This window comes from Pseudonocardia sp. SID8383 (assembly GCF_009864975.1).
Classification (GTDB): Bacteria; Actinomycetota; Actinomycetes; order Mycobacteriales; family Pseudonocardiaceae; genus Pseudonocardia; species Pseudonocardia alni.
Window position 1 is genome coordinate 1 of record NZ_WWFY01001149.1, and the last position, 7,104, is coordinate 7,104.

Annotated in this window: 6 protein-coding genes; 2 read left to right on the plus strand and 4 right to left on the minus strand. The window is 75.0% G+C overall.

All coding sequences use genetic code 11. The features are described from left to right. From GTW08_RS32290 to ilvD, 3 genes are all read right to left on the minus strand, one after another. On the minus strand, nucleotides 1-1,303 hold a 1,303-nt coding region (locus GTW08_RS32290; protein ID WP_237454260.1), incomplete at its 3' end, for a hypothetical protein. A gap of 195 nt (nucleotides 1,304-1,498) precedes the next feature. Beyond that, entirely contained in the window at nucleotides 1,499-2,050 is a 552-nt protein-coding gene (locus tag GTW08_RS27975) for an ACT domain-containing protein (RefSeq protein ID WP_139282724.1), read from the minus strand. 101 nt (nucleotides 2,051-2,151) lie between these two features. Beyond that, entirely contained in the window at nucleotides 2,152-3,834 is a 1,683-nt protein-coding gene (gene ilvD, locus GTW08_RS27980; RefSeq protein WP_073574595.1) for a dihydroxy-acid dehydratase, read from the minus strand. Between the two features lie 218 nt (nucleotides 3,835-4,052). On the opposite strand from ilvD, the gene GTW08_RS27985 reads away from it, so the two are divergent. After that, nucleotides 4,053-4,505 carry a L,D-transpeptidase gene (locus tag GTW08_RS27985; protein ID WP_337826009.1) on the plus strand — a complete coding sequence of 151 codons (453 nt, stop codon included), beginning with the start codon at nucleotides 4,053-4,055 and terminating at the stop codon, nucleotides 4,503-4,505. A 65-nt stretch (nucleotides 4,506-4,570) separates the two neighbouring features. On the opposite strand, the gene GTW08_RS27990 is transcribed toward GTW08_RS27985, so the two are convergent. Beyond that, nucleotides 4,571-6,508: a DEAD/DEAH box helicase gene (locus GTW08_RS27990; protein ID WP_346009983.1), complete on the minus strand. Its 1,938-nt coding sequence runs from the start codon at nucleotides 6,506-6,508 to the stop codon at nucleotides 4,571-4,573. A 286-nt stretch (nucleotides 6,509-6,794) separates the two neighbouring features. Between GTW08_RS27990 and GTW08_RS32295 the strand changes: the two genes are divergently transcribed. Then, the coding region (locus GTW08_RS32295) for a tyrosine-protein phosphatase (protein WP_346009984.1) at nucleotides 6,795-7,104 on the plus strand (310 nt) is incomplete at its 3' end.

The window sequence follows — 7,104 nt, forward strand, 5'->3', positions numbered from 1 at the left end:
CGGTGAACGGCGCCCAGTTCCGGGCGGCCAGCACCGGCGGGCCTGCCGGGGCGGTGAGCTCCAGGACGTGCGTCCCGGCCGCGACCGGGCCGGTGCCGACCTCGTCGGCGTGCAGGAGCGCGGCGAGGCCGTCGAACAGCCCGTCGCGGCCGCGGGCGGCGGCCACAAGGTCGAGCGCCCGGGTGGGTCCGTCGACCAGCTCGTGCGGGTCGGCCGGGGTGACCTGCACGGTGTCCGGGCCGGACCCGCGCAGCCGTCGCCGGATCACCCGCGACAGCCGGTCCGCGGTCACCCCGCCGCCGACGAGCATCTCGTCGACGACGGTGCCCGCGTCGCGGCCGTGCACCGACAGCGACAGGATGTTGCCGCCGACCTCGGCGACGGCCGCGGTCAGCCGGGCCAGCGCACCGGACTCGTCGGGCAGCCCGACGCGGACCTTGAGCAGCGGCGCCGGTCCCGGCTCGGCCGCGGTGGCGAGGACCGCCGGGTCGAGGACCGCCGGGTCGAGGTCCGCCGGGCCGGGTTCCGTCCTGCCGGGGGCAGCGGTGTCCACCACCCGCAGCACCGGCGGGACGGACGGGCCGTCGACGAGGGTCTGCCCGGGGCCGACGGCGGAGTGCCCGGCCGCCCGCAGCGCAGCCCACATCGTCACCTGGTTCGCGGTGAGCACCGGCTTGCCGAGCTCGCGCTCCAGCACGGCGATCGCGTCGTAGGTGGGCAGGTTGGTGCAGGACACGAAGACCGCCTGCGCGTCGGGGTGGTCCGCGGCGCGCACGGCCGCGGCGACCTGCTCCGGGGTCGTCGTCCAGATGTGGCCGAGCAGGCCCAGGCCGTGCCGGGCGACGGTGTCGACCCCGGACCCGGCGAGGAAGTCGGCGAGCAGCCCGGTGAGGTCGTCGACGTAGGGGGTGGCGACGGCGAGCCGGGTGACCCCCAGCTCGGCGCACGCCGCGACCAGCGACCCCGCCGTCGTGACCGCCGCCGGCGCGCCCGCGGCCAGCACCGCGTCGCGCAGCGCGGCCTCCCCCGCCACGCCACCGACGAAGCTGCCCGAGGTGCACGAGTACGCGACCACGGCGGGGCCCGGTGTCAGCACGTCGCGGGCGGCCTGCCGGACCATGGCCGGGTCGGAGATCAGCCGGGCCTGCGCGGCGTCGGCAGGGGTCGCGACGAACGGCGTGCGGGTCACGTTCAGGGTGACCGGCTCGGGGACCCACCGCCACATCTCACGGTCGAGGGCGAAGTCGTACGGCACGACCACACCCACCCGGTCCCGATCCCGCGGGGACGACAGCTCACCCATACCGGCCTCCATGACGCAACGATCACCGTCCATCGTTGCCGCCACGGGTCGCGGCGGTTTCGCGATGGTGAGGACGCCCGCCGGAGGCCGTGTGGGTACTGCCCGTTCTCGATCGTCCTGCCGGAAGGATGCCAGCGGTGGCGGCGCCGTGACCTCCGTGCTACGCCGACCGGCGCCTGCGGTGCGCCGAGTGCGCTACGCCCCGGCCCAGCCGCGCGGGTCGGACTCCGGGCGCGTCGCGACCGCGCGCAGGAACGCCTGGGCCCGGGCCACCTCGGTGACGGTGAACGGCGCCGCCCGCCGGGCGACCAGCCGGGTGCCGTCGGGCGCGGTCAGCTCCAGGTCGTGCTCGTCGCGCGCACCCGGCTCGTCCGGGCCCGGCGTCCGGACACCCGACGCGCCGAGCAGCGCGGCGACCCCGTCGGCGGGACTCCGGCCGGCGGCGACGATGTCCAGTGCGCGGGTGGGCGGGTCGACCAGGTCGTGCGGGTCGGCGGTCATGACCAGGACCCCACCGCCGGGGGCCGCCCCGCAGACCGCCACCGACAGCTCGCCGACGCTGCACGGCCCGGACACCAGCAGCTCGTCGACGACCGAGTGCGCGTCCTGACCGTGCACCGACAGGGCGAGGATGTTGCAGCGCACCTGCGCCAGCGCCGCCGTCAGCCCGGCCAGGGCACCGGGTTCGTCGGGCAGCCGCACCCGCACCCGGTAGAGGCCGTCGGTCGTCCCGGGATCGGTGCTCATCACCACCAGCCTGCGGGACCGATGTTGCGACTCCGTGTCGGGGCGGTGTCGGGTGCGTCGCGGCCGGCACGCCCGTCCGTCGGGCGCACCGGCCACGCGGGTCAGCCGCAGACAGCCCCGTCGGCCGCGGACGACACGAGCTTCGCGTACTTGCCCAGCACCCCGCGCCGGTTCGTCGGCTCCGGGCACGTCCACTCCGCGCGCCTCCGCTCCAGCTCGGCGGGCTCGACGCCGATGTCGATCGTGCGGGCCTTCATGTCCAGGGTGATCGTGTCGCCGTCGCGGACGAGCGCGATCGGTCCGCCGTCGGCGGCCTCGGGTGCGACGTGCCCGACGCACAGCCCGGTCGTCGCACCGGAGAAGCGGCCGTCGGTGACCAGCAGGACGTCCTTGCCGAGGCCCGCGCCCTTGATCCGCCCGGTGACGGCGAGCATCTCCCGCATCCCGGGCCCGCCGCGCGGGCCCTCGTAGCGGATCAGGACGATCGTGCCGGGGCCGATCTCACCGGCGTCGACGGCGTCGAGCGCGCCCTGCTCGCCGTCGAAGACGCGGGCGGTGCCGGTGAAGGTGGCGGCGTCGAACCCGGCGGACTTGACGACGGCGCCGTCGGGCGCGAGCGAGCCGCGCAGGATCGTGAGGCCGCCGGTGGGGTGGATCGGGTCGGCGAGGTCGTGGATGACCGAGCCGTCGAGGCCCGGCGGGTCGAGCTCGGCGAGGTTCTCCGCGACCGTGCGGCCGGTGACGGTGCGGGCGTCGCCGTGGATCAGGCCCGCGTCGAGCAGCGCCCTCATCACCACCGGTACGCCCCCGACCTGGTCGACGGCGTACATGAGGTGCCGCCCGAACGGCTTGACGTCGGCCAGGTGCGGGATCCGGTCGCCGACGGTGTTGAAGTCGTCGAGGGTCAGCGACACCTCGGCCTCACGGGCGATGGCGAGCAGGTGCAGCACCGCGTTGGTGGACCCACCGAAGGCCATCACGACAGCGATCGCGTTCTCGAAGGCCTTCCGGGTCAGCACCGACCGGGCCGTCAGGCCACGGGCGATCATGCCGACCGCGGCCTCACCGGAGGCACGCGCCACGCCGTCGCGACGCCGGTCCACCGCGGGCGGGCTGGCCGACCCGGGCAGCGCCATCCCGAGCGCCTCGGCCGCCGCCGCCATCGTGTTGGCGGTGTAGAAGCCGCCGCAGGCGCCCTCCCCCGGGCACATCGCCCGTTCCAGGGTGTCCAGCTCGTCGGGGGTGATCAGCCCGCGCGCGCAGGCCCCGATGCCCTCGAACGCGTCGCCGATGTTGACCTCCCGGTCGCCGACCCGGCCCGGCATGATCGACCCGGCGTAGACGAACACCCCGGCGAGGTCGAGCCGGGCCGCGGCCATCAGCATCCCGGGCAGCGACTTGTCGCAGCCGGCCAGGAGCACCGTCCCGTCGAGCCGCTCGGCCTCCACGACCGTCTCCACCGAGTCGGCGATGATCTCGCGGCTGACCAGGGAGTAGTGCATGCCCCGGTGCCCCATCGAGATGGCGTCGGACACCGAGATCGTCCCGAACTCCAGCGGGTAGCCGCCCGCGGTGTGCACGCCCTCCTTCGCCGCCGTCGCGAGCCGTTGCAACGACAGGTTGCACGGGGTGATCTCGTTCCAGGACGAGGCGATGCCGATCTGGGGCTTGGCGAAGTCGTCGTCACGCATGCCGACCGCGCGCAGCATGCTGCGCGCGGCGGTGGCGCCGATGCCGTCGGTGACCTGATGACTGCGGGGCTTGCGGGACGGGGTGGTGGTCATACGCGCTCCTCGGCCGGGCTCCGATGTCGGGACGGGGCCGATCCTCCCGCAGATCGCCGGGGCAGGCCTGTTTCCCGTCGTAACCGATGACCCGTCCGGGCGTATCCGTCGCCAGGGGTGATCGTTGAACCGTCCGGCAGCACCATCGTTCACCCGAGAGGACCCGAGCAACACTCATGGCGCACACGAACGAGCCCACTCCCCGTAGCACTCGCCGGGTGCGCCGCCGACGCGCCCTGGCCGTCGTGACCGCCGGGCTGGTCGTCGGGCTGGGTGCCGCGGGCACCGCCCTCGCGGCCGATGCCGACCCGGGGGTCGCCGGCACCCCGTGCTCGGCGTCGGCGAGGGCCTGCGTGGACCTCGGGTCCCAGCAGGCGTGGCTGATGAACGGCGGCTCGATCACCTACGGTCCCGTCGACGTCGCCACCGGGGGCCACGGCACGGAGACCCCCACCGGTGACTTCGCCGTCTACGACAAGGACCGCGAGCACTACTCCGCCGAGTTCGACGGCGCCCCGATGCCGTGGTCGGTGTTCTTCGCCCCGGGTGGTGTCGCCTTCCACCAGGGCGACCGCGACTCCGGGTCCGCGGGATGCGTCAAGATGCGCAACCAGGACGCCACGGTGTTCTTCGGGAAGCTGCGCCAGGGCGACCGGGTCGAGGTGCGCTGACCCACCCCCGGACGACGAGAGGGGCCCCGCGCGGATCGCGCGGGGCCCCTCTCGTGCATCCCGGCCTAGTGGGCGCCGGCGTTGTCCCGATCCCGACGCACGTTGGCCTTGCGGCCCTTCAGCGTCGTCGCACCGCGCAGCGAGCGCAGCACGTCGTCCGCGGCGTGCTCGGGCACCTCGACCAGCGAGTGGCGCTCGTGGATCTGGATGGCGCCGATGTCGCGGCCGGACAGCCGGGACTCGTTCGCCAGCGCGCCCACGATGTCCTGCGGGCGCACACCGGAGGCACGACCCGCCGAGACGAACAGGCGGGTCGCCCCGGCCTTCGGGGGACGGGCGCCCTGGCCGCGGGCACCGCCCGGACGGCCGTCGCGGTCGCGGCGCGGGCCACGGTCGCCGGGGCCACTGTCACGGCCACCGCGCGAGCGGACCTGCGGGATCTCGATCTCGTCGTCCGGCACCGAGTTGTCGGCACGGGCGATCCGGATCGCCGCAGCGGCGATCGAGGCGAGGTCGTGGTCGCGGGCCAGCTCGACGACGAGCTGCTCGACACCGTCCTGCGGCGGGGTGTCGGCGTCCTGACCGGCCTGCTCGCGCAGGGCCAGCGCGGTGCGGGCGAGCCGCACGGTGCGCAGGTCCTCCGGCGAGGGCACCGGCGCGCTGGGCACCGAGGCCCCGATGAGGCGCTCGATGTTGCGCAGGTGACGCACCGACCCCGGAGTGACCAGGGTGATCGCGACGCCCTCGCGTCCCGCCCGGCCGACCCGGCCGATGCGGTGCACGTAGGACTCCGGCGACGACGGCACGTCGTGGTTGACCACGTGGGTCAGCGAGTCGATGTCCAGACCACGGGCCGCGACGTCGGTGGCGACCAGCAGCTCGGTGCGGCCGGCGCGCAGGCGCTCGACGACCCGGGTGCGGTGCTCCTGATCCATGCCACCGTGCAGCGCCTCGGCGCGCAGGCCGCGCGCGGTGAGGGTCTCGGTGACGGCGTCGACGTCGGCGCGGGTGCGGCAGAACACGATCGCCGCGGTCGGCTGCTCCATCTCGAGCACCCGGCCCAGCGCGACGGTGACGTGGCTGCGGGGCACGTGGTACGCGGTCTGGCGGACCCGCGGGGCCTCGCCCTCGGGCGTGGCCTCCTTCTTGATCCGGATGTCGGCCGGGTCGATCAGGTGGGTCCGCGCCAGGCTCTGGATGCGGCCCGGCATGGTCGCCGAGAACAGCACGGTCTGACGGCCCCGCGGCGTGGCGCCCAGGATCGTCTCGATGTCCTCGACGAAGCCCATGTCGAGCATCTCGTCGGCCTCGTCGAGGACGGCGACCTCGATCGCGTCCAGGGCGAGCGCGCCCCGGTTGACCAGGTCGATCGCGCGGCCGGGGGTGGCGACGACGATGTCGACGCCACGGCGGAGCTGGCCCAGCTGCGGGCCGATGGGCGCGCCGCCGTAGACGCAGGCGACCGAGGCACCGAGGGCGGCGCCGTACTTGGCGACCGCGTCGCCGACCTGCATGGCCAGCTCACGGGTCGGGGCGAGCACCAGGCCGAACGGCTTGGCGCCGCGGGAGCGGGCGGTACGGCCGTCGGCCAGGCGCTGCAGCATCGGCAGCGCGAACGCGGCGGTCTTGCCGGTCCCGGTGGCGGCCTGTCCCAGCAGGTCACGACCGGCGATCAGCGGGCTGATCGCGGCGGCCTGGATCGGGCTCGGCGCGGCGTAGCCCAGCTTGTCCAGGGTCTCGAGCAGCCGGGGCGCGAGGCCCAGGTCGGCGAAGGTCGGGCCGGCGGGGGTGTCGTCGCCGGGCTCGTCGGCCGTGACCGCGGCGGGCTCGAACTCGACGGCCTCACGGGAGGGGGTGACCTCCGGCGTGGCGGAGGTGTCGGGGGCGGCGTCGGCGGTCACGGTGTCGGTCGCGTCGGCGTCGGTGTCCGTCATGGCGGCGGAAGTGGTGATCTCGTCTCCGGAGTCGTTCAGGTCGGGGTGCTGGTCCAGCAGAATGCTCACTCGGTCCTCAAAATGGCGTGCGCAGGGGGGTGCGCTGTGTCGTCGGGCGGCTCTCGCCCGCTCTCCCAGCCCGCCAGGCCCGCGTGCGGCATCTCGATCCAGATGATGTGCCGGTGAACCCAGACCTCCGGGGCTCGCGGCCGTGCGTCGTCGCCGACGGCCGTCGATCAACCAGTGTACCATGTCCCGGTGCGGTCCGTCCGTCGGGTCCCGCGTGACCGACACCACCGATGCCCCTGATCACGACCCTCGGCGCGGCCGCGGGGAGATCACCGACCCTGGTCGGGTGACGGCATTCCTCTCCAGCGCCGCGACCCGACGCCCGGCGAACCTGCGTGATCTCGGTGGTCTGCGCACGACGGACGGCTACCGCGTACGGCACGGGGTGCTCTACCGGTCCGACGCGCCCCGCCCGGGCGACCCGCGCGACGCCCGGGCCCTCGACCTGCCCGAGGGATCGCCGTGGCCGCCGCGGACCGTCGTCGACCTGCGCTCGGCGGCGGAGACACGCGAGCCGCACCCGCTCGCCGACGTCGCCGACGTCCGTCCGGTCCCGCTCGGCGCGTCGCTGACCCCGGAGCGGGTCGCGACGGCCG

Coding starts and splice junctions, on each gene's coding strand:
- GTW08_RS27975 (WP_139282724.1), bottom strand. CDS start 2,050: ATGAGCACCGATCCCGGGACGACCGACGGCCTCTACCGGGTGCGGGTG.
- ilvD (WP_073574595.1), bottom strand. CDS start 3,834: ATGACCACCACCCCGTCCCGCAAGCCCCGCAGTCATCAGGTCACCGAC.